This is a genomic window from Ruegeria sp. CDSA193, from assembly GCF_059611885.1.
Genome location: NZ_JBXWPN010000014.1, coordinates 1 through 25,775, shown reverse-complemented (window position 1 = coordinate 25,775; position 25,775 = coordinate 1). Strand labels below are relative to the sequence as shown.

Below are 25,775 nucleotides of genomic sequence, written 5' to 3'. Positions count from 1 at the left end.
AAGCCTTGCCGGAAAACGTGTTCGAATCAAGCCTATCCGCAATCGGGTGTGACTTTTTCGTCGGTGCTAGCGCTGTCGCCCAACCTGTCGGCAGATCAGGATCACCGGCAACAACCCCACTGCCAGTATCACCAACGAGGGCACGGCGGCGCCCTCAAGCCGTTCGTCTGATGCCAGCCTATAGGCCTGCACGGCCAGCGTATCGAAATTGAAAGGCCGCATGATCAGGGTCGCGGGCAGTTCTTTCATCACGTCCACAAAGACGATCAACAGCGCTGTCAGCAGCGATGGCGTCAGAATCGGCAAATGCACCCGGCGCAACGTCCCCAGCGGCGTCTGCCCCAGAGACCGCGAGGCTGCATCCATATTGGCATGCACCGTGCTCTGCCCGCCCTCATATGCGCTGAGCGCGGCGGCCAGAAACCGCACCATATAAGCGGCTACCAACAGCCAGATCGAACCGGTAACAAGCAACCCGGTCGACAGGTCGAAATTCTGCCGCATCCATGCATCTAGTGCGTTATCGAAACTGGCAAAAGGCACCATCAGCCCGACGGCGATCACACCGCCTGGAACCGCATAGCCCAGCCGCGCCATGTACCCGGCACCAGAGGACACCCTCCCCGGCCGCAATCGCTGAAAGAACCCAACGCTGATGGCCGCAAAAACCGTGACAACCGCCGCCACACCGGCCAGCGTCAGCGAATTCTGAATGAACCCGAGATAGCGCCGTGACAGAAGGTTCTGTTCGGACTCCATCCCCATCTGAACCAGAATGAACACCGGCAACAGAAATCCGAACAGCACCGGTATGGCACACAGGGCAAAAGCCGCGCCCGCTTGCCAGCCCTTCAGCCGAGCGGATGGCAGCGAGGCGTGGCTTTTGCCTGCCTGATAGTATTTGGCCTTCCCGCGCTGCATCCGTTCTGCCACGGCCATGACCAGCGCAAAGCCCAGAAGGCAGAGCGCCAGCTGCGCCGCACCCACCCGATCACCGATCGAAAACCAACTGGTATAGATACCCGTGGCAAATGTCTGCACCCCGAAATAGGCCACGGTTCCGAAATCGGCGATGGTTTCCATGATGGCAAGTAGCACGCCACCCGCAATCGCGGGACGCGCCATCGGCAGCGAAACGTGCCAAAAGGCCAGCCACGGACTTTTGCCCAACGCGCGCGCTGCCAGAAAGGCCGTTGCACTCTGCTGCAGAAAAGCGGCCCGGGCCAGCAGGTAGACGTAAGGATACAAGACTAAGATCAACATCACCGCCGCACCCTCGGTCGACCGAATCTCGGGGAACCAATAGTCGCGCGGGCCCCAGCCCGTTACCTGACGCAGGGTGGTCTGGACGATGCCCGGGTGATCAAGAATGAATGTATAGGCATAGGCCAGCACATAGGCCGGAAAGGCCAGCGGCAGCACCAACGCAATTTCCAGAATGCGCACGCCGGGGAACCGCGTCATCGTCACCAGCCAGGCTGCGCCCACGCCGATGGAAAACGTGCCCGTGGCCACCAGCACGACCAGTATCAGCGTCGTCATCGCATAGCCGGGCAGAACAGTTTCCAGGAGATGCGAAACCGTATCCGTGCCGCCCGTCGTTGCGGCCAGAACAACCGCAAGCATCGGCAACAGACAGGCTGCCGCCACAAGGCAGGCCACCACGCCGACGAGGCGTGTACCTACAGCGCCGCGGTTGCGCCGTCCGTGCTCAGAGATTTCGATATCGGCCATGATCCCGGCTTTAACTGGCTAAGGCGCAGAGTCCGTCTTTAATCGACCAAAACGCTCGGAAACACCAGTGGGCAGCGAAACAAATCTGCGACACATACTGCCGCAGAGTTGCACAGCCTTCATTCGTAGACGCGCTGATCCTCGATCACCAAACCATCTTTCGGCAGCGATCCCGGCGCCACGACTTCGATCGCGCCTTTCAGCTTCAGCACCTCGACGACGGATTTCGCATAAGCCAAGTCATTTCCGCCGGCGCTTTCGATCTGAACCGTCATCGTGTCCATCTCACCCTGGCGGGCGGCAATGACGCGCGCCTTGACGATTTCATCATGCTTGTCGACCAGCGCCGCGACCTGTTCAGGGCGCACGAACATACCCTTGATCTTGGTTGTCTGATCCGCGCGTCCCATCCAGCCCTTGATGCGCATGTTGGTACGACCGCAAGGTGACTGACCAGGTTGAACCGCCGACAGATCACCGGTGGCAAACCGGATCAGCGGATAATCGGGGTTCAGTGAGGTCACGACAACCTCACCCACTTCACCCGGCGCGACCGGGTTTCCGGTTCCGGGGGTGACGATCTCGACGATGACATGCTCATCAATGATCATCCCGTCCATCGCGGGGCTTTCATAAGCGATGCTGCCCAGATCGGCGGTGGCATAGCATTGCAGACAGGCGATACCGCGATTGGCGTATTCCTGACGCAAAGACGGGAACAAAGCACCGCCACCAACAACGGCAGTCACGAAATCCAGTGCCACGCCCATCTCATCGGCCTTGTCCAAAATGACCTTGAGGTAATCCGGTGTGCCCGCATAAGCGGTGCAGCCGACATCGCGCGCGGCGGTTACCTGCAGTTCGGTTTGGCCTGTGCCGGCAGGCAGCACCGCAGCCCCCACCGCCCGCGCGCCACTTTCAAAGATCATGCCCGCCGGGGTCAGGTGATAGCCAAAGCAATTCTGAACGATGTCTCCGGGCCCGACACCTGCTGCGTGCAGGAACCGCCCCATCCGCCACCAGTCGTGATCGGTGCTGCCGGGCTCATAGATCGGGCCGGGCGACTGGAAAACATGATGGAAATGCCGGGCCGGTTTGACGGTAAACCCGCCAAAGGGCGGGCGCGACGCCTGCGCCTTAGCCATATCGGCCTTGCGCAGAACTGGCAGCTTCACAAGGTCGTCCAGCGACTTTACAGCTGCCGTATCAACATCCGCCATATGCGCCGCAAACCCCGGAGCCGAGTTCGCGCGCGTGATCTGTACCTGCAACGCCTCAGACTGTTCAGAGGCGCGCTGGTCGGCCGAGCGGGTTTCTAGCGCATCGTAGAATTTCGTCATCGCCAAATCCTCCATCCGCCTACAGCCACCTCTTGCGGCGGCGGTATGAGCGCACATCGCGGAAGCTTTTGCGGCCGTCATCCGACATGCCCAGATAGAATTCCTTAACATCGGGGTTTTCGCGCAGCTCGGCAGCTGGGCCATCCATCACCACGCGGCCGGATTCAAGAATATAGCCGTAATGTGCGAACCTGAGCGCCACATTGGTGTTCTGCTCGGCCAGCAGAAACGAGACGCCCTCTTTTTCGTTCAGATCTTGGACGATGCCGAAAATCTCTTCGACAAGCTGCGGGGCCAGCCCCATGGACGGCTCATCCAGCAGGATCGTCTCGGGCCGCGACATCAGCGCCCGACCCATCGCAACCATCTGTTGCTCTCCGCCCGACGTGTAACCCGCCTGGCTGCGGCGGCGTTCCTTCAGACGTGGGAAATAGGTGTAAACAAGGTCCAGATCCTGTTGGATCGCGGCCTTACCATCTTTGCGGGTATAGGCGCCGGTCAGCAGGTTTTCCTCGACCGTCAAATGTTCGAAACAATGGCGACCCTCCATCACCTGGATGACGCCTTTTTGCACCAGATCGGCAGGCTCACTTTCATGCACGCTGGTCCCGCGATACTTGATTGATCCCTTGGTGACTTCGCCCCGTTCCGAATGCAGCAGGTTCGACACCGCCTTGAGTGTGGTGGTCTTGCCTGCCCCGTTGCCGCCCAGCAGGGCCGTAATGCCCCCTTTGGGCACCGTTAGGCTGACGCCTTTCAGCACAAGGATCACATGATTGTAGATCACCTCGATATTGTTGACCTCAAGCAGGGTTTCCGCCTGCACGTCAGTGGTTTGTGCCGCATCCAGCATCAGCGCGTGTCCTCATGACTGTCCCGCGAGGGACCGTTGGGATAGAGCGGCGGCTGCCCGCCGCTCTGGTCAGTTTCGCGGCCCCGGATCAAGACCGGGGCCAGCCATTATTCACACCCGGGTGTGATGTTGTTTTCCGCTGCATAGGCTGCGGAATCTTCTTCGATCAACGTGTTGATCACATCTGCATCGGTCGGCTGGAAGTCCTGAACCGGGTTCCAGGTTCCGGCCGCAGCATCCCACTGCACAACGCCGACAAGGCCGGGTCCGCCGTGATTTTCGCACGAGACCGAGAATTCAGGCCCGAAACCGGTCATGCCCAGCGCTTCCATCTTGGCGTTGGTCATTTCCAGCGCCTCCATACCATCGCGCATCATGGATGCGTCGATATCAGCGGTATTGTGGATTCCCTGCGCAGTCTTCACAGCTTCAGCGGCCAGCATAGCGGCATAGAGACCGCGGTTATACTGAACCGAGCCAAGCTGATCGCCCGCACCCGCCGCTTTGCCTGCATCCACCACGTATTTTTGCAGATCATCATAGACCGGATAGTCCATGCCCAGCCCGGTAAAGGTCAGTGCCTTATAGCCGTTTGCCTTGTCGCCCGCGGGCTGCACGTCAAATTCAGCGCCAGACCACCAGACACCGATGAAGTTTTCCATCGGGAAGCGGATGTTCGCAGCTTCCTGCACCGCGACCTGGTTCATCACGCCCCAGCCCCACATGATTACATAATCAGGCTTTTCGCGGCGAATTTGCAGCCACTGCGATTTCTGTTCCTGACCGGGGTGGTCAACAGGCAGCAGCGTCAGGTCGTACCCGTGCTTTTCAGCCAGGGTTTCCAGCGTGCGGATCGGTTCCTTGCCATAGGCCGAGTTGTGATAGACCAGTGCGATTTTCTTACCGTTCAGGTCACCATCGTTTTCGCTCAGCAGATAGTTGATCGCGCCCGACGCTCCGTTCCAGTAGTTGGCCGGATAGTTGAACACGTGGCTGAATACCTTGCCGTTCGCAGCAGAGGTCCGGCCATAGCCCATCGTGTGCAGCGGAATGCCATCTGCGGTCACTTTTGGGATCAGCTGGTAGGTAATGCCGGTCGACAATGGCTGATATACCAAGGCGCCTTCGCCCTTTGTGGATTCATAGCATTCCACGCCTTTTTCGGTGTTATAGCCGGTTTCGCATTCGATCACATTGGCCGAAACACCTCCGATGCCGCCATCACGCTCGTTGAGCAGTGTAAAATAATCGGCATAGCCGTCAGCAAACGGGATACCGCCTGCCGCATATGGTCCCGTCCGATAGCTGAGCGACGGGAACACAAGGTCGGCCATGGCCGGACCTGCGGCCATCATGGCGCCCAGCGCCAGGGTTGCCAGTTTCGTCTTCATCGGGTGTCTCCTCCCTTGATTGGTCCGATGTTGAATTCGGGCTTTGCACCCGTCTTGTCTTTGGGCCTGCCCGTCAGTGCGGAAACGGCCAGAGTCTGAGTTTCTCTTTCGCCACACGCCAAAGCTGCGCCAGCCCATGCGGTTCCAGAATCAAGAACATGATGATGAGTGCGCCGACGATCACCAGATTGAGATGCGCAACGATATCAGTGGGCCAGCCCAGTAGATCGACACCGACCACCTTCAAAACAACCGGCAGCAATACCAAGAAAGCTGCCCCGGCGAAGGAGCCGAAGATAGACCCTAATCCGCCGATAATGACCATGAATAGGACCAGGAACGATTTCTGGATGCCAAAGACTTCGCCAACCTCAACCGCGCCCAGATAGACCGCAAAGAATAGCGCCCCCGCGATACCTACAAAAAATGAGCTGACAGCAAAGGCGGTCAGTTTTGCCTTGAGCGGGTTTACCCCGATGATCTCGGCCGCGATATCCATGTCGCGGATTGCCATCCATGTCCTGCCAGTCGTTCCCCGAGTCAGGTTCCGTGCAATGATGGCGCAGAAGGTCAGGAAGATCAGGCAGAACAGATAAGTTGCCCAGGCCGGAGCATTCGGGCCTGTGATGATGATGCCGAACACATCCCGCTCGGGCGCGTTGATCTGCCCAGAAGCCGAGTAGTTGTAGAACCACGGCACACGGTTGAACAGCCACACCAGAAAGAACTGCGCCGCAAGCGTGGCCACGGCCAAATAGAACCCTTTGATCCGAAGCGAAGGCAATCCGAACAGAACACCGACAATGGCGGTGATCCCGCCCGCAAGGATGACATGGATGAACATGCTGACTTCGGGAAAGGCCGTCATCAGCTTGTAGCAGGCATAGGCCCCCACAGCCATGAACCCACCGGTACCCAGCGACACCTGCCCGCAATAGCCAACCAATACATTCAAACCGATGGCGGCGATCGCATAGATCAGAAACGGAAGCAGCAGCGCGTTCGCCCAGTAGTCATTGATGATGAATGGAATGATCCCAAATGCCACTGCCAGCACCACATAGTACCGATACCGGTCAAATTTGATCGGAAAGGTCTGGCTGTCTTCCACGTAAGAGGTTTTGAAATCTCCGGCCTCGCGATAAAACATGTCTTACTTTCCCCATTCTTCCTGCGCCCGGTCGCGGGCAGCAGTGTTCAGTTGGCTGGAGCCTTTGGCATATCCGCTCGCCTCTGAGGCGCGCACAAGTTTCATGTAGGCCATGACGCCGGTGACCAGCCCGGCAAAAGCCAGGATCGCGGCGATCGTCAGTTGGCTGTCGGTCAGATCGTCCGAGGTCAGGGCGATATACCCAAACGCCCAGAACCCGGCCCATGCGATCACGTTGAGAATGGCGATGAGCTTGGTCATGACTACACCCTTTCGATGATCTTCTCGCCGAACAGGCCCTGCGGCCGGAACACAAGGAAGATCAGCGCAAGCACGTAGGCAAACCAGTTCTCGGTCGCACCGCCAACCATCGGGCCAATGGCGAACTCGAACAGTTTCTCACCCACACCGATGATCAACCCTCCGACGATGGCTCCGGGGATCGAGGTAAACCCGCCCAGCATCAGCACCGGCAACGCTTTGAGCGCGATCAGCGACAGTGAGAACTGCACGCCAGACTTGGTGCCCCACATGATGCCCGCGACCAGCGCTACAAACCCGGCCACAGACCAGACCATGATCCAGATGAAGTTCAGCGAAATCCCCACCGACAGCGCCGCCTGATGGTCATCCGCCACCGCGCGCATCGCCCGGCCCTGCTTGGTATATTGGCTGAACACAACCAGCGCCGCCACCAACAGCGCCGCAATTACCGTTGCCACAATGTCCAGATTGTCGATGAAGAACCCATAGCCGAAGACGTTAAAGGTCGCTTCATCGAGCCAGAGGTTGATGCCCTGCGGCAGGCCTACATCCAGCGTCTTGATCTCGGACCCCCACATCAGGTCGGCCACGCCCTCAAGGAAATAGGCCAGCCCGATGGTGGCCATGAACAGGATGATCGGCTCTTGGCCAACCAGGTGACGCATCACGAACCGCTGCACGGCCCAAGCCAACAGAACCATCACCGCCATAGTCAGAATAATCGCCAGCAGCGCAGGGACACTCCAGCCAAAGTAATGGATATGCGTCCCGAAAGTCGCATTGATCAGATGTGCAAACGGCACCTGCCCGTTCATGATCCCGACCAGAGTCATCGCGGCAAACAGGGCCATAACCCCTTGGGCATAATTGAAAATCCCCGAGGCCTTGTAAATCAACACAAAGCCCAGCGCGACCAATGCATACAGCACTCCGGCCATCAGGCCATTGAGGATGACCTCCATCGCAAATACGAGTTGTTCAGGCATAGGTTGTTTCCTCAGTTGCGTTCGTCCGTGTCATTGGCCCGTTCCATCGTCAATTGAGATGAAATGACACGTAACCACCCGTGTCTCGTCGCACTCTGACTTCCAGTTTGTGCACCATATCGCCGCTCAGTGAATCCGTTGACGGTGTTCTAACAACCATCTTGCACTTGACTGCTGCCTTCGCGTATCGGCAATTCTGAACTCCGACCGGAGGAGATTTAGCGAACGCGCGAAAACTTGACTTCACCAGTTTTGCATCTGCAATTTCAGAGGTAACAGCACAGTAAAAACGCGGCAGGTCTGGCCCGGAAGTATAAACTCTTCTGAGTGCGCCTGAGGGCATAGTCTTGTCGTGTCTAAGATCGCGTACTTTACCGGACTGACATTCCTCATCGTTGTAGTTCGGATGGTCAATCGTGCACTCGGTCATCTTGTAGGTTCGCGTCTTGTAGCCCTTCTCCGTGAATTGAAAAACGTCACCTTGACGTGTGGTTTCCACACATCTTGAGAATGTGGAGAGTACCCAGTCCATTTCACTTTGATCTGCTTGTACAGCGCCGGATAATGCGATGACCAACCCTGATGCTGCGATTGAAGATTTAATCATGGCTCACCCCCAGATAGGCGTCGATGACCTCCTGATTGTTGCGCACCTCGTCAGGCGTGCCGTCGCCGATCTTCTTGCCGTAATCCATGACCACCACCCGATCGCTCAGATCCATCACCACGCCCATGTCATGTTCGATCAGGGCGATGGTGGTGCCGAATTCATCATTCACGTCGAGGATAAAGCGGCTCATGTCCTCTTTCTCTTCAACATTCATCCCGGCCATCGGCTCATCCAGCAGCAACAGCTTGGGTTCAGCGGCCAGCGCCCGGGCCAGTTCGACACGCTTTTTCAAGCCGTAGGGCAGGCGTGAAACGGGCGTCTTGCGGATATGCTGGATTTCGAGAAAGTCGATGATCCGTTCGACTGCCTCTCGGTTTTCGGTCTCTTCGGCCTCGGCCTTACCCTTCCACCAAGCCTGCTGCAGGATATTTGTCTTCATATAGTTCAGGCGCCCTGTCATGACGTTGTCCAAAACGCTCATCCCTTCGAACAGGGCGATGTTCTGGAATGTTCGTGCAATCCCCTGCCGCGCGACCTCATAGGGCCGCATTGGAGGACGCTTGGCCCCGTGAAACCAGACCTCGCCCTCTTGCGGGACATAGAACCCCGAGATTACGTTCAGCATCGAGGACTTACCCGCCCCGTTCGGACCGATAATGGCGCGGATCTCACCCTCACGGATGTCGAACGAGATATCCTTGATCGCCACCACACCGCCAAAGCGCAGAGTGATGTTCTTCATCTCCATCACGACGCCGCCGATCTTGCGGCCGTCTTCGGTGACATATCCTTCGGAACTATCCAACATCAGCCCCTCCTTGACTTACGCAATACACGGAATGGCGGGCGGGCGATGACCATAGGTCGAGCGGCGCAGGACCGGACTTCATTCCGCCGCTACCTTGTGTTGCGCGACCGTTACAACCGGCGCATCCACGATCTCAAGTGTGGCACTGATCGAACCCTTGCGGCCGTCCTCATAGGTCACCTCGGTCGTGGTCGAAACGCTTGAAGACCCGTCATAAAGCGCGGTGATGATGTCGTGGAATTTCTCTTCGACAAAGCCCCGGCGCACCTTGCGGGTTCGGGTCATCTCGCCGTCATCCGCATCCAGTTCCTTGTGCAGCACCACAAAGCGATGCACCTGGCAGCCCGACAGCATTTCATCGGCGGCGACCGATTTGTTGACCGCTTCCACATGGGACTTGATTGTCTCTAACACTTGCGGATGTGCCGTCAGTTCCTGATAGGACCCATAGGCGACGTTGTTGCGCTCCGCCCAGTTCCCCACGGCGGTAAGGTCGATATTGATGAACGCCACGCAGCGATCCTTGCCATTGCCGAACAGCACGACCTCAAGAATATCGGGATAGAACTTCAGCTTGTTCTCAACATATTTCGGCGCAAACATCGAGCCATCGACCATTTTTCCGACGTCCTTGGCCCGGTCGATGATCCGCAGATGGCCGCTGCTTTCCTCAATGAACCCGGCATCACCCGTGGCCACCCAACCCTCGGCATCCTTGGTCGAGGCGGTCGAGTCCGGGTTGTTGTAATATTCGACAAACACACCTGGCGAGCGATAGTAGATCTCGCCCGTTTCGGCGATCTTCAGCTCGACATCTGGCGCGGGCACACCAACCGTATCGGCGCGCACCTCGCCATCGGGCTGCACGGTGATGAAGACCGTCGCCTCGGTCTGCCCATAAAGCTGCTTCAGGTTAATCCCCAGCGAGCGGTAGAAATCGAAAATCTCAGGCCCGATCGCCTCGCCTGCCGTATAACCGACCCGGAACCGGCCATACCCCAGCGTATCCTTCAGCGGCCCATAGACCAGCAGATTGCCCAGCGCGTATTTGATCCGATCACCAAACCCGACCGCTTTGCCATCCAGCAGTAACCCACCCACCTTTTTGGCATGGGCCATAAAATGGTGGAACATACGCTGCTTCAGCTTGCCCGCATCTTCCATCCGGATCATGACGTTGGTCAGCTGCGTTTCAAATACCCGCGGCGGGGCAAAGAAATAGGTCGGACCGATCTCGCGCAGGTCGGTTATCATCGTGTCAGCGCTTTCGGGGCAATTCACACAGAACCCGCACCAATAGGCCTGACCGATGGAAAAGATGAAATCACCTACCCAAGCCATTGGCAGATAGGACAGGATGTCCTCCTTCCGGGTCAGGTGATCAAAATCGGATGAGTTTCTGGCGCTTTCGATCACATTGCGATTCGACAGCACCACGCCTTTCGGCTTGCCGGTGGTGCCCGAGGTATACAGCATCACACAAGTGTCGTCATAGGTGATCGCAGCGATACGCGCGTCCAGCTCGGCATCAAAGCGAGCATGACCTGCGCTGCCTTCGGCCTTGATGTCGTCCAGCGCGTTCATCTGGGAATGATCATATTTCCGCATCCCACGCTTGTCAGTGTAGAGGATGTGTTTGATCTGGTGAACTTTTTCCTGAATCTCGATAACCTTATCGACCTGTTCCTGGTCACCGCAGACGACATATTTCGCACCGCAATGTTCCATCACATATGTCATCTCTTCGGCGACCGCGTCCTGATAGAGCGGCACCGGAATCGCACCCACCATTTGGGCCGCAACCATCGACCAGTAATGCGCCGGGCGGTTCCGGCCTATGACGGCGATATGGTCGCCCTTCTCAACGCCAATCTCAAGAAACCCCAGCGCAATGGCGCGGATTTCCTTGGCCGCCTCGGCCCAGGTCCAGCATTGCCAGATCCCGAATTCCTTTTCGCGATAGGCCGGGGCATCCCCGAACTGAGTCACATTGCGGTGTAGCAGCGCCGGAAGAGACTGCATCCCTTCAGCGCCTGACTGCGTCTGAGTCAATCTTTTTCTCCTCCCCACCCGGCCCCTCCCCGGGCCGGAAATGGCGGGTCCAGGTCTGGCCCGGACGCCAACGCCCCGATTAAGGGACGTCGACACGATCAGCGTCAAGTTTTGCCTGATGTTTTCTCAATTCTTACGAAATGTAACAAGTTGGGCCGTGCCGCCCGGACCATACACCTCCTCAGAGACCCGGCCCGAGATGACCACAAACTGTTCCGCGAACTGCAAATTTGCAGCAGGTAAGCGCATTCATCCACGTATACCGGTATTGGCTTGGGGTTTTGTATGTTTACCGCGCCTGGAATTCACCGTATGCATCCCGCAACTGAGTAGGACATTCAGAGCGGTTTTTCATGCCGATTTGCTATGCATGTGTATCGACCGAAGGCATCGGTTATGCGGAATGATCCAGATCGCATGACCAAAACCGCTCGAATTGTGCGATCAGAGGCGTGCGTCTTTGAAATCAACCGTTTTCTTGGACGGTCGGGCAGCACGAATTCCGACCCCTTTCCCACCCCAATACGCAAGGCAGGACTGCCGAGATGAATGTCACTCACCAGAGCATCACCAATGTGCTTTCTCAGCATTATGACCTGACACCTTCGACCGAATTGGTTGAGGAAATGCAGGAGACCTATGCCCGGATGGACCGGGTGGTGACGCCGCCGGATTTCGCGATCTATGCGCCCTATATCAAGGCGATCAATGCGCTTAAAAAAGAGCGGAACGCGGTCATTCTGGGCCATAACTACATGACGCCTGAAATTTTCCATGGCGTGTCAGATTTTGTGGGTGACAGTCTGCAACTGGCGATGAAGGCCAGCGACGTCGAAGCCGATGTGATCGTGCAGGCGGGCGTGCATTTCATGGCCGAAACCTCGAAAATCCTGAGCCCCCAGAAAACCGTGCTGATGCCGGACATGGCCGCGGGTTGTTCGCTGGCCGAAAGCATCACCGCCGAGGGAATCGACGAGATGCGCGCCAAATATCCCGGCGCGCCGGTCGTCTCTTATGTGAACACCACCGCCGAGGTGAAGGCGGCATCCGATATCTGCTGCACATCGTCCAATGCCGTTCAGATCGTCGATGCGATGGAATCCGACACCGTCATCATGACGCCGGACCAGTATCTGGCGCAGAACGTGGCAAATGAAAGCCGCAAGAACATCGTGTACTGGCCGGGCTCGTGCATCGTGCATGAACAATACACCGCGCAAGACCTGCGCGATTTTCGCAAATGGAATCCGGGCACGCGGTTGATAGCCCACCCGGAATGCCCGCCCGAAGTGGTGGCCGAGGCCGATTTCTCTGGCTCGACCAGCGGGATCATTAAGTATGTCAGCACCGAAAAGCCCGAAAAGGCGATGCTGATCACCGAATGCTCGATGGCCTCGAACATCGCCGATGAACTGCCCGAGGTCGACTTTGTCGGCCCCTGCAACATGTGCCCCTACATGAAGAAGATCACGCTGCAAAAAATCCTCTATGTGCTGCACACGATGGAAGGTCAGGTCGAGGTTGACGCCGAGATCGCGGAAAAAGCGCGCCATTCGGTGCAGGCGATGATCGACCTGTCGCGAAAGCTGGGTCTCTGATCCGAGATGGAAACCCTCACCACCGACCGCGTTATCATCGTGGGCGCCGGGCTGGGCGCGCTGTATGCTGCGCTGAAACTGGCCCCGCATCCGGTGGTGGTGATCTCTCCTGAAGCGTTGGGCGACGGTGCCAGTTCCGCCTGGGCGCAGGGGGGAGTGGCTGCGGCGATGGACGCCCATGACAGCCCGGAAAGCCACGCGGACGACACCGTAAATGCCGGTGCGGGCACCGTTGACCCGCAGGTGGCCGAATTGGTGACGCGTCAGGCGCGCGACTATATTCTGGACCTGACCACGCTGGGCACGCCTTTCGACCGGACCGCGGGCGGCGATTACGTGCTGTCGCGCGAGGCCGCGCACAGCTTTGCCCGCGTCGTCCGGGTCAAGGGCGATCAGGCAGGCGCACAGATCATGGCCGCCCTGATCGAGCAGGTCCGGGAAACACCCTCGATCCAGGTGCTGGAGGGCACCATGGCCCTAGGGCTGGATGTCGAGGATGGGCGTGTTACCGGCGTCAGCATTCAGCGTGCGGATAAGGGCGGGTCAGCCCCAGTGATGCTGCGCGGGGCTGCCGTGTTGCTGGCCGGGGGCGGGTCCGGTGGGCTCTATGCGCTGACCACCAACCCGCCGCGTATCCGTGGGCAGGTCATCGGTATGGCTGCGCGCGCGGGGGCGCTGATTTCGGATGCCGAATTTGTGCAGTTTCACCCCACCGCCATGGATGTCGGCGAAGACCCTGCGCCGCTGGCAACCGAAGCGCTGCGCGGTGAAGGCGCCATTCTGGTCAACCGTCATGGCGCGCGGTTCATGCAGGCCATCCACCCGGATGCCGAGCTTGCCCCGCGCGACGTCGTCGCCCGCGCCATCTATGCTCAGGTTCAGGCGGGCAACCGCCCCATGCTGGACACGCGCGAGGTTCTGGGCGAGGAGATCAAGGCTCAGTTCCCCTCGGTCGCGGAATATTGCGCCCGCAATGGAATCGACCCGGCGCAGGAGCCCATCCCCGTCGCCCCCGCAGCGCATTACCACATGGGTGGCATCGCGACCGACACCAGCGGATGCGCCAGTATCGACGGCTTATGGGTCTGCGGTGAGGCATCCTCGACCGGGTTGCACGGCGCCAACCGTCTGGCCTCGAACGGTCTGCTTGAGGCGCTGGTCTACGCCCGCATCTGCGCGGAAGGCATCGCCGGAACCTTGCCAGCAACCGGCGCGACGCCGCCGCTGGAAATCAGTTTCGAGGACGGCGGCACTCCGTCAGACCCCGCCGCCGTGGCCGAGCTGCGCCAGACCATGACTCGCAATGTTGGCGTTATCCGTGATCGCAAGGGCCTGACCAAAGCGCTTGGCACCATCGCGCGGCTCGAGGCGGCAAACAGCGACAACCCGTCTTTCCTGAACATGTGTGCCACCGCCACTTTGATCGCCGCGGGCGCTTTGGCACGCAAAGAAAGCCGCGGCGCGCATGAACGATCCGATTTTCCCGACCCCTCGGCCGGACCCGGCAAAAGGTCCGAAATGTACTTTTCCCAAGCACTCGCCATCCGCGCGCAGGCCTGCAAGGAGCAATCATGAGCTTCTCTACCGTTCCCGATCTTGTCCTTGAACCGATGATCCGCATTGCCCTGATGGAAGATCTTGGCAGCTATGGCGACGTCACCACCCGCGCGGTGATCCCGGCGGATACCACCTATGATGCCTGCCTGAACGCGCGCGAGGATGCGGTCGTGTCCGGCATGCAAGTCGCGGCGCTGGCGTTTCGCCTGATCGACCCCTCATTGGACATCACCACGCATATTGCCGATGGCCAACCCTGTAAGGCAGGCGATACGCTGATGACCATCAAGGGATCGGCCGCCTCAATCCTGTCGGGCGAACGGGTGGCCCTGAACTTTGCCGGTCGCCTGACCGGGATCGCCACAAAGACCGCCGGCTTCGTGGCTGAAACTAAAGGCACAAATGCCCGCGTCACCTGCACCCGCAAAACAACCCCTGGAATGCGTCTGGTTGAAAAACTGGCCGTGCTGCATGGCGGCGGCTTCAACCACCGTTACTCTCTGTCAGATGCGATCCTGATCAAGGACAACCACATCGCAGCCGCTGGCGGGGTGCGTCAGGTGCTGGAGGCCACCAAGGCACATGCCAGCCACATGATGGCCGTCGAGATTGAGGTGGACCGCCTGGACCAACTGGCCCAAGTGCTTGAGGTCGGAGGCGCCTCGGTCGTCCTGTTGGACAATATGGACAATGACATGCTGCGCGAGGCGGTGGCGATGGTGCATGGCAGGCTCAAGACCGAAGCCTCAGGCAATGTGAAACTGGATCGCATCGCCTCAATCGCGGCAACGGGTGTTGACTATATCTCTTCAGGTGCATTGACCCATTCGGCGCGCACCGTGGATTTGGGATTGGACTTTCCGGTCTAGACCACGGTCGCGCGTCAGCACTGACACATGGGCTACAGCTGCTAACCCTGTGCGCAAAGCTCCACCATTTCCCTGTGCCGGTCCCGCGCCTGCCCCTGTACACGCTTGACGAAGGGCTGAGGCAGCTCCGGGCCGAGACGTGTTCCATATTTTTCGCAGGATTTATCACCGATCAGCTCAGCGAACCTGACCCATGTGCGAAAGGCAAAAACGTCCCGCAAGCTGAGGATCGGTTTGGAATTGCTTGGTCTTTCCGGGGCAGGCATCGGAATGTCCGTGAAATACGCCTCTTCGATCCCGCTCCAATCGGATGGTGTTTCAAAGTCGTCCCCCGCACCCTCGGAATACTTAAATTCGGGGTATTCCATACTGTATTCAGAACATCCGTGGGATATTTTCGAATGAACCCCGGTGATCTCAAATTCCGCCTGTGCGGCACGGAAAATCGCAAGACACTCTTTCGCCTCTGCGATCGACTCACAATAGATATACGCCTTATAGGGAAACTTGACCGCTTCGCGCAGCTCGATCATGCTTTTTCTGGCATTGTCCCTGGGCAGCTGCAGGTTGAGCAGCAAGAAATAGACCTGAAACATCCCCTCAAGGTTCTCAGGCAGGATCTGCACCTTGTAGCACTCGTGGCACAGGCCACAAATCACCTTGGTTTCTTCAAAGAAATTCAGGCGTTGGCCGCAATTCCCATGCTCGCCATTGATGGTGATGGTTTGACCCACATAGATCTGGGCGATGGGCACGGCCAACTGGATATTCTGTGTGTCCAGGGCTTTCATCCAACCGGAATAGGCGGCGGTCTGCCGTCCGGTGTCGACCAGGGCTGCCTGCCAGCCCTTTTTCAACCCGCCCGTCACCTCTAGCTGCGCTTTGCTGTAGGCGCCCAGATGCTGTTTCGGCAGGTTGGAATATTCCAGCATCGTCACAAGCTGCCGGATGGCCTGTCGGTCATTGGGCTTGAGTGAAACCCGCTTCTCAAGACGTTCCAGCTGCGCGTAATCCATCACTCTGGCCTCCTGCTTCGGGTTTGGCCCGCCAGTTTTTCTTGTGATTGCGCCGAATGAGGTCGCCGTCAACTGAAATGCGCGAAACTGGCTAGCTGCCGGATTGTTCTGAGACGATCTCTCCGAGCCGGGTAAAGAATTTCCCCGACAGTTTCTTGGCAGTCCCGGAAATCAAACGGCTGCCAAGCTGGGCGATCTTGCCGCCGACATCCACCTTAGCAGTATAGGCAAGAACCGTCTCGGACCCGTCTTCGGTCAGGGTCACATCGGCACCGCCCTTGGCAAACCCGGCAGCCCCGCCTTTGCCCTCGCCCTGCAGCGAAAATCCGTCCGGTGCCTTGGATTTATCCAGCGTGACCTGACCCGCGAATCGCGCTTTCACCGGGCCGATTTTCAGAACCACCTTTGCCTCAAGGTCTTGCGGCGAAGATTGGGTCAGCTCTTCGCAGCCGGGGATACATTCCTGCAGGATATCGGGGTTGTTCAGCGCCTCATACACCACGTCCCGCGGGGCAGCGATGCGGATTTCGTCACTGAGTTCCATTCTGGCATCCTTCGCACAACAGCTTTGTGCCTATCAATAACGCGGTTTTTGCCAAATGTTTCAATTTTTTGTTTCAGATCAGGATACGCGACCCCAAATCTTACCTAATCGGGCGCCACCGGTTTGCGGTGACGCCCAATGCGGTCAGTCGCTGATCGCGCCCTCTTCGTCGCGGCGCTGATGCATCTTGGCTTTGACACGCGCGCCTACGATCAGAGGCAGAACAAATCCGATCAGGGCAATGGACCACAAGCCGATGGCCAGCGGGCTGTCAACCAGCGTCCACCAGTTGCCATTGTCGATGGTGACTGCGCGGCGCAAGTTATTCTCCATCGAGTTGCCCAGCAGCGTGCCCAGAATGATCGGCACCAGCGGCACGTCCAGCTTGCGCAGAACCCAGCCCATGACACCGAACCCAATCATCACCAGTAGATCAAAGCTGGACCCCGAGATGCCGTAAATACCCACAAAGCTGACCATCGCCACGACGGGCATCAGGATACGCGAAGGCACCATCAGGACGCGGGTGAACAGGCCCACCATCGGGATATTCATCGCGAGCAACATGAAGTTGGCAATGAAGAGCGCAGCGATCAGGCCCCAGACCACATCCGGGTTCTGGGTAAACAGCAGCGGTCCGGGCGTGATATTCAACGCCAGCAGAACCGCCAGCAGCACGGCGGTGGTCCCTGACCCCGGCACGCCCAGCGCCAGCATCGGCACCAAGGCCCCCCCGGCGGCGGCGTTGTTGCCGGCCTCGGGCGCGGCGACGCCACGCGGATCACCGGTGCCAAATGTGTTGTCCTTGTCGACCAGCCGTTTCTCCATCGAATAGGAAATAAACGAGCCCAAAGACGCCCCGGCCCCCGGCAGAACCCCCGCCAGAAAGCCCAGGAATGAGGTGCGCAGCATGGTCGGCATGCATTGCTTGATCATTGACATCGGCGGGTAAAGCCGCCCGATATTCAACTTGCGCCCAGCGGCATCCGACCCGCCATGACGGTTTTCCAGAAAGATGAACACTTCGGACAGGGCAAACAGGCCGACAATGGCGACAAGGAAATCCAGCCCATCATACAGGTGCACCTCACCAAAGGTGAACCGCGGTACGCCGGTCTGGGTATCGACACCAATGGTCGCCAACCCAAGGCCCAGCGCAGCGGCAAAAGCCGATTTCGCCTGATTGGTCGAGGACACGCCGCCCAGCGTCATGAAGGCCAGCGCGAACAGGGCGAAATATTCAGCCGGTCCAAACAACAGCGCGATCTTGACGAGCTGCGGCGCTAGAAAGATCAGGCCCCATGTGGCCAGAAACGCACCAATGAATGAGGCGATACCGGACAGCGAGAGCGCCTCGCCCGCAAGGCCTTTTTTGGCCATTGGATGCCCGTCCAGACAGGTCATCATCGCGGGCTCATCCCCCGGAATGTTCAGCAGGATCGACGAGATGCGCCCGCCATACATGGCCCCGTAGTACACACTGGTCAGCAGGATCAGAGACGGCGTCGCGCCCAGCCCCAGCGTGAACGCCAGCGGGATCAGAATGGCCACGCCGTTCGACGGGCCCAGACCGGGCAGCGCGCCCATAATCGTACCCAGGAAACAGCCCAACAGGGCCAGCAACAGGTTCTGCCATGTCAATGCGATGGCAAACCCGTCTCCTAGGGATGCAAGAGTTTCCATGACGTTCCCCTTAGAAACCCAATGGTCCGCGGGCCAGCGACAGGCCCAGAACCAGATGGAAAATGACGTAGATGCCGACCGAGGTTCCAACCCCAACCACAACGGCCTCGATCGGGCCGGACCCCAGTCGCCAGGCCAGATAGGCGGCGGCAAAGGCGGTAGAGATGACAAATCCCAGAACCGGCAACAGCTCGGCGTAGAAGATCATCACAACAACGGCGGCGCCGACTTCGACCAGACGGCCCAGCGCGGGCCATTCAGGCTCGGCATCCGGGCGCAGGGCGATGACCGCGCTGGACAGGCCAAGGATGGCGGCGACAATCAGTGGAAAGGCCTTGGGGCCAACCGCGTCTGACAGAAAGCTCTCTTCGATCACCAACGCTGACAGGGCAAAGCCGATGGCAAGAAGAATGCCGAAGACCCCGAAAATGCGGTCACTCATGGGTATCTCCTATGTAAGGGAAGTATGGGCCTGGTCGGGGTGCCGCGCGCCCGGCGCGACACCCCGCTCTCAGGTGAGTGCTGGTTTTATTTGATGATCCCGATCTCTTTCGAGATGGTCTGGATCTGACCCACGGATTGCGCAACAAAATCCTGGAAAGCTGCGCCTTGCAGGTCCAGCGGGGCCAGACCATTGGCGGCCATGACCTCTTTCCATTCATCCGAGGCGTAAAGATCACCGATCTTACCAACCCAATCGCCATAGGCCTCATCGCTCATTCCGCCAGGGGCGTAGAACCCGCGCCAGTTTGCGCCGATGGCATCAATGCCCTGTTCCTTGGCCGTCGGGAAATCGGCGAATTCGCCGGGAAGACGTTCAGGCGCCAAAACGGCGATGACTTTGATATCGCCCGAGTCGACAAAACCCTTGGCTTCCGAGATGTCACCGGTAAAGGCTTGAACCGAACCGGCCAACAGCTGGGTCACAGCTTCGCCGCCGCCATCAAAGGCGATGTATTTGACCGACCGTACGTCCTCGATGCCATAGGCATTGGCCGCGATCAGAACCTTCAGGTGATCCCAACCGCCCACGGCGGAACCGCCCGCCACGGACACAGACGTCGGATCGGATTTGATCTGATCCAACAGGTCGGGCAGCGTGTTAACCGCGCTATCGGCTGCAACGGCGATCACGCCATAATCCGCACCGATGGCCGCTAGCCAACGCACCTGATCCATGGTGTTGCCTGGATAGGCGCCCTGCGCTAGGCGAGTCGCCGTGGCTGCGCTGGCCGCTACGATCAGCTCATTATCCTCGCCGCGCTTGTTGACGACCTCGGCAAAGGCAACACCGCCACCGCCGCCGGCCAGGTTCACAACCTGCATGGTCTGGTCGATCAGACCCAGATCCTGCAGAGATTTACCGACCTGACGGCAGGTGAAATCCCAACCGCCGCCGGGGTTGGCCGGGGCAATACATTCCTGTGCGCTGGCGCTCACGCCGGACAGGGCAAAAACAGCAGCCGCAATCGCGCCGCTTGTTCCAAACAGTTTCATTCGTGTCTCCTCCTCTGGTCTTTTTGGGCTGCGTCCTGCAACCGAAACCTGTTCCTGCAAGGGACTGTCCTTGCGGGCTGGTACTGTTTACAGAATAATGCTGTCACGAACCTGTCACAGAAATTCAGGGCAGGGCGCGGGGGGACAATGCGCGTATTGATGATCGAGGATGCCGTAGATCTGGCCGAAGGCGTAATAGCTCATCTAGCGCGGTCGGGCGTTGTCTGCGATCTGGCGACCACTGTCGAATCCGCAGGTGATTTCCGCGCAGTTCAAACCTATGACGCGATGCTTTTGGATATAAACCTGCCTGACGGGTCCGGCCTGAACTTTCTGGGCAAAATCCGAGACAGCGGCGACCGCACCCCAGTGCTAATGCTGACAGCACTGACTTCGGTCGAAGATCGTGTCGCCGCTTTGGACAAAGGTGCCGACGATTATTTGGGCAAGCCTTTTGACCAGCGCGAGCTTGAGGCGCGGTTGCGCGCCCTTGTCCGGCGCGATGCCGATCGCAAAAGCGAACAGATCACGCTGGGTCCGCTGATCTATGCCGCCAAGGATCGCAGCGCCACGCTGAACGGTAAACGCCTGAACCTAACCGCGCGCGAGGCGGCGGTCCTGGACGCCCTGATCCGGCACGAAGGTCAGTATCTGTCGAAATCCCGGCTGTATAACTCGCTTTACGGGTTCGAAGACGCCGATGTGGGGGAAAACGCGATCGAGCTGTATATCGCACGGCTCCGCAAAAAATTCACCGGCAGCGCCATCAGCATTACCACCCAGCGTGGGGTGGGGTATCGGATCGGTCTGAATGACTAGGCTGCGCCTGCCCCACAGCCTGACGGCCCGCGTTCTAAGCGCGGTGGTTCTGATCCTGGTTCTGGGCGGGTTTCTGGTTGGCCTGTCGATCTGGGCCAATGGTCGCCTTGCTGCGCGGCAGGCCTATGACCGGCTGCTGCTGGGCGCGGCCAGTGACATTGCCGAATCCGTTCGCATTCAAGATGGCCAACCCTTTGTCGATCTTCCAGTCTCGGCCTTTCAACTGTTGGCACAGGCGCCTGATGACCGTATTTTCTATGCGGTTCAGGTACCGGATGGCCCGTTCATAACCGGGCTGGACCGGGACACCGTGATCGAGGTGCCGCCACAGACTGGCACTGCGCCGGTCTATTTCGCCTCTGATCTGAACGGGGAACCCGCCCGTTTCGTCCGCGTTACCCGCCTGTTTGCCGAGCGCGATTTTTCGGGCGAGGTCGAAATTCTGGTCGGCCAAACCCTACGCGCGCGCCAATCCATGACCGTGGGCCTGATGCGCGATGCCCTGCTGCCGATGGCATTGGCCGGGCTGTTGCTGCTGATCATGTCGTGGTTTGTCACCCGCTCGGCACTGCGCCCGCTTGAGGCGCTGTCCGATGATCTGACCCGCCGCGATCCCTATGACCTGACGCCGATGGCCAGCGACGGGTTGCCACGCGAGTTGCAGGTGATGCTAAGCGCGATGAACCGGTTCATGGGGCGGCTGGACCGGCAAGTGGACACGATGCGCAACCTGATTGCCGACACCGCCCATCAGCTGCGCACACCCGTGGCCGCAATCCGGGTACAGGCCGAGATTGCGCAGGACGATCCCGACCTTCCAGCCCGCACGCGCGCGCTGGATCGGCTGTTGGGGCGCACCCGGTCACTGGGCACGCTGCTGGATCAGTTGCTGTCGCGCGCCATGGTGATCCACCGTATCGACAGCGCCCCGCGGCTGCCCGTCGACCTGCGCGAAGTGGCGCTGGACGTGCTGGAACACAGCGATCATGAATTGATGGCCCCCACTATCGAGGTGCGTCTGGAAATCGGCGATACGCCAGTTCTTGTGAATGGCGATGCCTTTTCGATCGGCGAAGCCGCCAAGAACCTGCTTGGCAACGCTCTGCGTCATGGTCTGCCACCCGTCCGTATTGGCGCCGCGCAAGAGGGCGCGCGCGCTGTTCTGTGGGTGCGCGATCAGGGGCCCGGGCCTGCGACCATAATCGCCGATCAGCTGGGGGACCGGTTCAATCGCAGCACAGGTTCGGGCGAGGATAGCACCGGCCTGGGCCTGTCCATCGTGAAATCCACCGCTGAGGCCTTTGACGGCCGAGTTGAGATGGGGCGGGATGAAACCGGGTTTCGCGCTGCGCTGAGTTTCCCGGCCAGAACAGATGAGAGCAGCACATGATCCGAGCCCTAGCCCTTGTAGCGCTGAGTTTGATTCCTTCGCTTTCGCGCGCCCAAGAAGCCATCGCAGAATTCGGCGCAGGTCAGGATCCGATGTTGATCCGGTCAACCACCGACATTGCGATCATCGCCCCCGTGCTCGAACGATTTACGGCGCTGAACCCCAATCTGCAGGTCACTTATGAACAATGGGGATCTAACGCTCTGTTCCAACACAGCCGCACGGTCTGTAAAACAGGTGAGAATCCTGCAGACATCGTGTTCTCATCCGCGATTCAACAGATGGTCTGGCTGGTGAATTCGGCCTGCGGACACCGGTTTCAATCCGACCTTACCAATGCCCTGCCCGCCGCGCGACGCTGGCGGGATGAGCTGTGGGGGATCACCACCGAACCCGCCGTCATCGTCTATAACAAGACCTTGTTACAGGATCAGAACGTCCCACGCAGCCGGTTCGCCCTGCTGGACATGATGCGGACCCAGCCGGATCTACTGCGTGGGCGCGTGGCAACCTATGACATCGCGGCCTCGGGTCTAGGTTATCTGTTTTCCTATGGAGACAGCCTTGAGGCCACGACTTTCGGCTCTTTGATCGAAGGTTTTGCACGTATCGACGCGGTGGCCACTTGCTGTTCTGCGGAAATCATCCGCGATGTGGCCAATGGGCGCTTTTTGATCGCCTATAACGTTTTGGGGTCTTATGTGGCCAATGCCAAAGCCCCGGGCATTGGGGTGATCCTGCCCGAGGACTATACTCTGGTCCTGTCACGTGCCCTGATGATCCCGCGCCAGGCGCAGAACAAACAGGCCGCCACGGAATTCCTGGATTTTCTGCTGTCGTCGCAGGGGCAGACCCTGCTGGCCACCTCGGGTCTCGTCGCCCAGATGGACACCGCCGATACGGGTTTAACGCCCAGCGCCCGAAGGTTCATCGCCCTGTCGCCGGCTCTATTGGTTGCCAGAGATCAGAACCGACGGGCCGAGCTGTTTAAGCTGTGGAACGACGCCTTCGACGTGGAAAGTGCGCGTTAGGTCTTTTCGTCGATGGCAGGTTCGATATCAGGCCGAACCGGTTCGATCTCTGCCTCAATAACCTCAGGCTCATCGGCCTCGTCGACCTCATCCATATCGGTGTCGGCCTTGTCCTCAAGCGCGCCAACGATCAGCGGCAGCATGTGAACACCGGTGGCCGAGGCGATCTCTGGAGTTTGAGGCGTTTGCCAGCTGAGCGTGTCAAAGCTGTGGCAGTTCTGACAGACCGGACCCCATTCCGGCTGAATGTCATGGCAGTTATCGCAGACCCATTGCGGCCCGCGCGGCGCGTTCAGCGCCTTTGCCAGCCAGCCCTGCACAACCACATCCGAGGCCCCTTCGCCGCGTTCAATCGCTGCCATCAGCGTGTAGGCGCGGGCATCAGCCTGTTTTTCGACCACATCCCCCAGCGCGCGGCGGGCTTCGGGGAAATCTTCGGCGACGATGTTCAACTCGGCCAGAATCAGGCAGGTTTCCGGATTCTGCGCGTGTATGCGGGTCAACGTCGCAAAGCGTTTGATGCGCTCGGCCGGTGATTCATCCGGTGCAATATCGGCAAAAGCATGGGCCAGATCGGGATGTGGCTGTGCCTCCCATGCTTTTTTCAGAATCTTCGTTGCGGCACGCGGCTTGCCTTTTTCGATATAGGCACGGGCAGCCATCGCTGCGGCAGGCACCAAATCAGGGGAAAGGCGGTTGGCCTCGATTGCCTGTTCCTGCTGTTCTACGGTCGAACTTTCGTCCAGAATGCCCTTTGCCTCGGACAAAGCGAGCACCGCATCGCGGCGCTTGAACACATCGCGCGGCAAATGCCCGGATTTCAGCTTGGCGGTCAGCGTTGATCGCGCCCCAGCCCAATCCTGCGACTTGGTCTGCAGGCCCAGCAGGATATCTTGCGTTTCCTGATGGCGTGGCTTGATGGCCAATGCCTTTTCGGCCAGCTTCCGGGCGGTGTCATCATCGCCTTCGGCCAGCTTCTGCTTCATGATACCGCGCACCCCCACAAAACGCGTGGCATTATTCGTTACCAGTTTCTTATAGGTTTCAGATGCCTTTTGGGTATCGCCATTCATCTCGGCGGCCTGGGCCACCAGCAGGTTGGTCAGCTCGGGTTTGTTCAGCAGCTTTTCGGCCTTGGCAGCCTTGTTCATCGCGATCCGCCCCTCACCCGAGGCAAGCGCCATGATCCCATCGGTTAATGCCTGATATCCGCGCTGTTCCCGGCTGCGGTCGAAATAACGCGACAGGGCTGTTTCATCCCCATTGAGGAATTTCAGCGTGGCGATCAGCAGGGTCAGCAGCTTGAAGAACAGCCAGATCGCAATGATCATCACGCCTAGCGCAATGACCGATTGAAGCGGACCAAGCGTGTATTCCGTGCCACCCGCTGTGATCTGCACCCCGCCTTTGGTTTCCATAAGGAACCCGGCGCCAAGAGCCAACAAGCCGACAATCGCAACAAAAACAAGGATCTTAAACAGTGACCACAGCATAGCAGGCCCCTCAGTTCGAGTTCGCGCTTGAGGCAAGCGCATTTGCAGAATCCACAGCAGAAACCCGCGTCTGGGCCGCCTGTTCCCACCCTTCAAATGCAGCTTTGGCTGCATCGGGCAGGGATTTCAGCTCATCCAGGGCAGCAGAGACATCTCCGCCCGACAAAGCAGCTTGAGCCCGCGATAGGACCGCATCGGGGCTGTCACCTTCTTGCGGGGTAACCGAACGTGCACCTGTCTGGCGCTGCAAAAACGCGACAATTCCGGTGCCCTTGTCCGCGTCCCGCGCATCGGCCAACGCCGTGCGCGCAGCGGGCGCAAAGCTGTCCTGAAGTGCTGCAATCGTCGCGACACCTTCGGTTGCCGGTGCTGCCAGCGCCTCGGGAACGGTTACGCCTGCGGCCTTCAGTTCGGCGATCAGGTCGCCATAAGGTTGACCCGTATTCAACTGTTCATGCACCCGTGACAGAAGGGCTGCATTGGTCGCCGCCAGCGATTTTGCTGCAGCCTCGGCCTCGAGCGTCTGAGCGTCGGACACCATCTTTTCCACCTCGGCCCGTTGCGCGGCCAAAGAGTCCTGGAGTTTTTTCAGCTCGGCCTCGATGGCCGCGCCGGTTTCAGGTGAAGCGCCCTGCGTCAGCGCGCCACTTTCCAACTCGGCCAAACGGCTGGCAAGCGGATCAACCTTGTTGGTCAGATCGGATATTCTGGATTTCACCCCATCCAGATCAGCGGTGATTGGCGCGATTTGGCCGGTCAGCGTGTCAATCTTCTGGGACAGATCCGACCCGTCGGTCAGAGACTTCGACAGTGTTGATATCTGATCGGATTGTGCGGTCAGCTTCGCCTCAAGCGCGGCGATTGCGTCGGACTCACCCGAGGAGAACGCGCCGCTTTGACCCAGAGCGAACCCGGCCGCCGCAGCAATCGCACCGCCAATCAGAGCCGGGATAAAGCCGCCGCGTTTTTCGACCGGCGGTTCTGCGACGGTCTGATCAGGCGACATAAGAGATGCTTCGGCTTCGGCTTCGGCTTCGGCTTCGGCTTCGGCTTCGGCTTCGGCTTCGGCTTCGGCTTCGGCTTCGGCTTC

23 protein-coding genes are annotated in these 25,775 nt (G+C 59.1%); 6 read left to right on the top strand and 17 right to left on the bottom strand.

Going from position 1 to position 25,775, the window contains the following annotated elements:
• Window positions 1-66: 66 nt before the first annotated feature.
• The 10 genes from AC2FLG_RS20200 to AC2FLG_RS20155 all read right to left on the bottom strand — a co-directional run bounded on the left by AC2FLG_RS20200 (window position 67) and on the right by AC2FLG_RS20155 (window position 11,158).
• The gene (locus AC2FLG_RS20200; RefSeq protein WP_271950692.1) at window positions 67-1,734 is read right to left on the bottom strand and encodes an ABC transporter permease; all 1,668 of its coding nucleotides are present in this window, start codon (window positions 1,732-1,734) and stop codon (window positions 67-69) included.
• Window positions 1,735-1,853: 119 nt separating this feature from the next.
• Window positions 1,854-3,074, bottom strand: a complete 1,221-nt coding sequence (locus AC2FLG_RS20195; RefSeq protein WP_496707735.1) for a phenylacetate--CoA ligase family protein — start codon at window positions 3,072-3,074, stop codon at window positions 1,854-1,856.
• Window positions 3,075-3,093: 19 nt separating this feature from the next.
• A complete protein-coding gene (locus tag AC2FLG_RS20190; RefSeq protein WP_496679309.1) occupies window positions 3,094-3,927 on the bottom strand; it encodes an ABC transporter ATP-binding protein in 834 nt (277 codons plus the stop codon).
• Window positions 3,928-4,034: 107 nt separating this feature from the next.
• Entirely contained in the window at window positions 4,035-5,318 is a 1,284-nt protein-coding gene (locus AC2FLG_RS20185; RefSeq protein WP_271950686.1) for an ABC transporter substrate-binding protein, read from the bottom strand.
• A 73-nt stretch (window positions 5,319-5,391) separates the two neighbouring features.
• On the bottom strand, window positions 5,392-6,468 hold the full coding sequence (locus tag AC2FLG_RS20180) for a branched-chain amino acid ABC transporter permease (protein ID WP_142637529.1): 1,077 nt from the start codon (window positions 6,466-6,468) through the stop codon (window positions 5,392-5,394).
• Window positions 6,469-6,471: 3 nt separating this feature from the next.
• The gene (locus AC2FLG_RS20175) at window positions 6,472-6,729 is read right to left on the bottom strand and encodes a hypothetical protein (RefSeq protein ID WP_271950685.1); all 258 of its coding nucleotides are present in this window, start codon (window positions 6,727-6,729) and stop codon (window positions 6,472-6,474) included.
• Window positions 6,730-6,731: 2 nt separating this feature from the next.
• The gene (locus AC2FLG_RS20170; protein ID WP_142637525.1) at window positions 6,732-7,718 is read right to left on the bottom strand and encodes a branched-chain amino acid ABC transporter permease; all 987 of its coding nucleotides are present in this window, start codon (window positions 7,716-7,718) and stop codon (window positions 6,732-6,734) included.
• A gap of 49 nt (window positions 7,719-7,767) precedes the next feature.
• Window positions 7,768-8,325 carry a hypothetical protein gene (locus AC2FLG_RS20165; protein WP_496707733.1) on the bottom strand — a complete coding sequence of 186 codons (558 nt, stop codon included), beginning with the start codon at window positions 8,323-8,325 and terminating at the stop codon, window positions 7,768-7,770.
• Window positions 8,318-9,136, bottom strand: a complete 819-nt coding sequence (locus AC2FLG_RS20160) for an ABC transporter ATP-binding protein (RefSeq protein WP_142637523.1) — start codon at window positions 9,134-9,136, stop codon at window positions 8,318-8,320. Before AC2FLG_RS20160 ends, AC2FLG_RS20165 begins: the two co-directional genes overlap by 8 nt.
• A 78-nt stretch (window positions 9,137-9,214) precedes the next feature.
• Complete coding sequence (locus tag AC2FLG_RS20155; RefSeq protein ID WP_496703628.1) at window positions 9,215-11,158, bottom strand: AMP-binding protein; 1,944 nt, start codon at window positions 11,156-11,158, stop codon at window positions 9,215-9,217.
• Between the two features lie 575 nt (window positions 11,159-11,733).
• Here AC2FLG_RS20155 and nadA point away from each other — a divergent pair.
• From nadA to nadC, 3 genes are read left to right on the top strand one after another with little or no spacing between them, the layout of a single operon-like run.
• On the top strand, window positions 11,734-12,786 hold the full coding sequence (gene nadA / locus AC2FLG_RS20150) for a quinolinate synthase NadA (RefSeq protein ID WP_496707731.1): 1,053 nt from the start codon (window positions 11,734-11,736) through the stop codon (window positions 12,784-12,786).
• A gap of 6 nt (window positions 12,787-12,792) precedes the next feature.
• Entirely contained in the window at window positions 12,793-14,361 is a 1,569-nt protein-coding gene (locus AC2FLG_RS20145) for an L-aspartate oxidase (RefSeq protein ID WP_496702958.1), read from the top strand.
• Window positions 14,358-15,212, top strand: a complete 855-nt coding sequence (gene nadC / locus AC2FLG_RS20140) for a carboxylating nicotinate-nucleotide diphosphorylase (RefSeq protein WP_496707729.1) — start codon at window positions 14,358-14,360, stop codon at window positions 15,210-15,212. The genes AC2FLG_RS20145 and nadC overlap by 4 nt, the downstream gene beginning before the upstream one ends.
• Window positions 15,213-15,253: 41 nt before the next feature.
• Here nadC and AC2FLG_RS20135 read toward each other — a convergent pair whose 3' ends face one another.
• The 5 genes from AC2FLG_RS20135 to AC2FLG_RS20115 all read right to left on the bottom strand — a co-directional run bounded on the left by AC2FLG_RS20135 (window position 15,254) and on the right by AC2FLG_RS20115 (window position 19,952).
• The gene (locus AC2FLG_RS20135; protein WP_496707727.1) at window positions 15,254-16,228 is read right to left on the bottom strand and encodes a hypothetical protein; all 975 of its coding nucleotides are present in this window, start codon (window positions 16,226-16,228) and stop codon (window positions 15,254-15,256) included.
• Between the two features lie 91 nt (window positions 16,229-16,319).
• Window positions 16,320-16,772, bottom strand: a complete 453-nt coding sequence (locus AC2FLG_RS20130; RefSeq protein WP_496707726.1) for an SRPBCC family protein — start codon at window positions 16,770-16,772, stop codon at window positions 16,320-16,322.
• A 144-nt stretch (window positions 16,773-16,916) separates the two neighbouring features.
• Window positions 16,917-18,455 (bottom strand): tripartite tricarboxylate transporter permease, encoded by a 1,539-nt coding sequence (locus tag AC2FLG_RS20125; protein ID WP_142637508.1) that lies wholly within the window; start codon window positions 18,453-18,455, stop codon window positions 16,917-16,919.
• A gap of 10 nt (window positions 18,456-18,465) precedes the next feature.
• A complete protein-coding gene (locus AC2FLG_RS20120; protein WP_496707724.1) occupies window positions 18,466-18,897 on the bottom strand; it encodes a tripartite tricarboxylate transporter TctB family protein in 432 nt (143 codons plus the stop codon).
• An 86-nt stretch (window positions 18,898-18,983) separates the two neighbouring features.
• On the bottom strand, window positions 18,984-19,952 hold the full coding sequence (locus AC2FLG_RS20115; protein ID WP_142637503.1) for a Bug family tripartite tricarboxylate transporter substrate binding protein: 969 nt from the start codon (window positions 19,950-19,952) through the stop codon (window positions 18,984-18,986).
• Window positions 19,953-20,099: 147 nt separating this feature from the next.
• On the opposite strand from AC2FLG_RS20115, the gene AC2FLG_RS20110 reads away from it, so the two are divergent.
• Genes AC2FLG_RS20110 through AC2FLG_RS20100 form a run of 3 tightly spaced genes read left to right on the top strand, consistent with a single transcriptional unit; the run spans window position 20,100 to window position 23,192 of the window.
• The gene (locus AC2FLG_RS20110) at window positions 20,100-20,771 is read left to right on the top strand and encodes a response regulator transcription factor (protein ID WP_142637501.1); all 672 of its coding nucleotides are present in this window, start codon (window positions 20,100-20,102) and stop codon (window positions 20,769-20,771) included.
• Window positions 20,764-22,161, top strand: coding sequence for a sensor histidine kinase (locus AC2FLG_RS20105; protein WP_496707723.1), 1,398 nt, complete (start codon window positions 20,764-20,766; stop codon window positions 22,159-22,161). Before AC2FLG_RS20110 ends, AC2FLG_RS20105 begins: the two co-directional genes overlap by 8 nt.
• Window positions 22,158-23,192: an ABC transporter substrate-binding protein gene (locus AC2FLG_RS20100; protein WP_496707722.1), complete on the top strand. Its 1,035-nt coding sequence runs from the start codon at window positions 22,158-22,160 to the stop codon at window positions 23,190-23,192. The genes AC2FLG_RS20105 and AC2FLG_RS20100 overlap by 4 nt, the downstream gene beginning before the upstream one ends.
• Here the strand turns inward: AC2FLG_RS20100 and AC2FLG_RS20095 are convergent.
• Together AC2FLG_RS20095 and AC2FLG_RS20090 are read right to left on the bottom strand one after the other, a co-directional pair.
• Complete coding sequence (locus AC2FLG_RS20095) at window positions 23,189-24,685, bottom strand: heme biosynthesis protein HemY (protein ID WP_271950672.1); 1,497 nt, start codon at window positions 24,683-24,685, stop codon at window positions 23,189-23,191. The genes AC2FLG_RS20100 and AC2FLG_RS20095 overlap by 4 nt on opposite strands.
• A 10-nt stretch (window positions 24,686-24,695) precedes the next feature.
• Window positions 24,696-25,775 (bottom strand): COG4223 family protein (locus AC2FLG_RS20090; protein WP_496707720.1); only part of this gene is annotated, 1,080 nt, incomplete at its 5' end.